The sequence below is a fragment of the Komagataeibacter kakiaceti JCM 25156 genome, from assembly GCF_000613305.1.
The window spans coordinates 1-1,985 of the sequence record NZ_BAIO01000442.1 but is presented as its reverse complement, the minus strand read 5'-3'; the positions used below and the strand labels follow the sequence as shown (position 1 = coordinate 1,985).

Sequence of the window (1,985 nt, the reverse complement as noted above, 5' to 3'; positions counted from 1 at the left end):
TCATCGGGAAAGACGCCCCGGCGCACGCATTCGGGCGCGGGCAGGGCGTGGCAGGTCAGGATCTGGCGCATCGACATGCGCCCCGCGTGTGGGGAAAGGGTGGGATCTGCAACGTGACGATTGACCTTCCGGGCTGATTATTGGAAACATGACGCCAGATCCGGTTATGGGCTGGCATGTCATGCCATGATCCATGCATACTGCTCCGGGTCGTGCCTGATCCATGGAGTTTTCCAGTATGAGCCAAGATACATCCGCCCTGTCCGCCGGTCGCCTCGCCGCGCCGCAGGTTTCCATCCCGGTCCGCGACCTGCTGCCCTGGGGTGTGTTCGGGCTGGTCCTGGCCTCGCTGCTGCTTTACTTCGTCGGGGCCGAACAGGGGGCGACCTCGCTCGTGTCCGGTCATTACGTGCATGAATTCGTGCATGATGGCCGCCATCTGCTGGGCTTCCCCTGTCACTGATCCGCAGGGGCCGGTAGGGCGCGGGGTATTCGCGCCCCATGCGCTGGCTGGGTTACCGAACGGCATTTCCGGTGGGAAATGCCGTTTTTTCGTTCAGGCCACGTTCACCACGGCCCGGCCCCGGACATGACCGGCCAGAATGCGGGGAGCCAGCCCGATGGCGTCATCCAGCGTCACGTCATGCAGCATGCTGTCCAGCAGCGTGGGGTCGATGTCGCGCGCAAGCCGCGCCCATGCCGTCATGCGGGTGGGGCGGGGGCACATCACGCTGTCGATTCCCTGCAGGCGGACATTGCGCAGGATGAAGGGCGCCACCGTAAGCGGGAGCGCCATGTCCGCCGCCAGCCCGCACGCCGCCACCGTGCCGCCGTACTGGATGGATGCGCACATGCTGGCCAGCGCCGTGCCCCCCACCACATCTATGCCCCCCGCCCAGCGCGTGCGCTCCAGCGGTTTTCCGGTGGGGGCCAGCGCCTCACGCGGCAGGATTTCACAGGCCCCCAGACTGGTCAGATAGGCATGAAGCTGCGGGCGGCCCGTAACCGCCACGACATGAAAACCCAGCCGCGCCAGCAGCATGATGGCCATGCCGCCAACCCCGCCGCCCGCGCCGGTCACGATAACCGGGCCGCTGGCGGGGGTCAGGCCCCCTTCTTCCAGGCTCATGATGCACAGCATGGCCGTCAGGCCCGCCGTGCCGATTCCCATCACCTGCCGCGAGGACAGGCCGGCGGGCTGCGGCAGGAGCCACCGCCCCGGCAGCCGCGCCATCTGTGACAGGCCGCCCCAGTGGCTTTCACCCAGCCCCCAGCCGGTGGCGATGACCCGATCCCCCACCGGTAGAGGGGATCGCTCGACGCGCTGACGCGACCGGCCAGGTCGATGCCGGGAATCATGGGAAACCGCCGGACCACCGGCTCGCCCCGGGTAATGGCCAGCGCATCCTTGTAATTCAGGCCGGAATGATCGACGGCTACCGTCACGTCACCTTCCGGCAGGGCCGTGGGGTCCACCTGTTCCAGCCGCGTCGTGGGCGTATCGGTGGTGCGGGTGATCATCAGGGCCTTGAACATGGGGGTGGGCTTCCTCGGTCGTGCAGGGATGTGTGGCTGGGCCGTCAGGGCCGCGCCTTTCATGCAGTATTCAGGCAGGCTTTCCTATTCAAAGCCACCTCCCTTCGCACGAACGTGAAAGGAAAGGATTACGAAAAAGCGTGATGTCAGAAGGATTTTTTTAAAGACCATCCGGTTCGCGCAAGGGGCGTCAGGGCAATCCCGACCATTGCCCTCCCTGTTGCGGGGATGCGCAGGGCTGGTGTGATTTTCGCACGCTTCTCCGGCGCGGGGCGGTGTGGTGTGCTGATTATTCAGCCACGATTGCACAGGCAGGAGGCATCCGATGTCCGACGTTAGAGTATCTTCCTTCTCGGCTCTTTCATCCATGAATGCGCTCTGGCAGGCCCGCTACGGCACGCCGCCGCCTGCCTCCCCCCTGCCCGAAAGCCCGGTGGCGCGCAGCCTGC

General features: G+C 65.8%; 1 protein-coding gene and 1 pseudogene. One reads left to right on the top strand and one right to left on the bottom strand.

From position 1 onward, the window contains the following. Positions 1 to 238: 238 nt before the first annotated feature. Positions 239 to 463 carry a CbtB domain-containing protein gene (locus JCM25156_RS15025; RefSeq protein WP_025813722.1) on the top strand — a complete coding sequence of 75 codons (225 nt, stop codon included), beginning with the start codon at positions 239 to 241 and terminating at the stop codon, positions 461 to 463. A gap of 93 nt (positions 464 to 556) precedes the next feature. On the opposite strand, the pseudogene acuI reads toward JCM25156_RS15025, so the two are convergent. After that, positions 557 to 1,536: pseudogene (gene acuI, locus JCM25156_RS25000) on the bottom strand (acrylyl-CoA reductase (NADPH)). Positions 1,537 to 1,985: the final 449 nt, after the last annotated feature.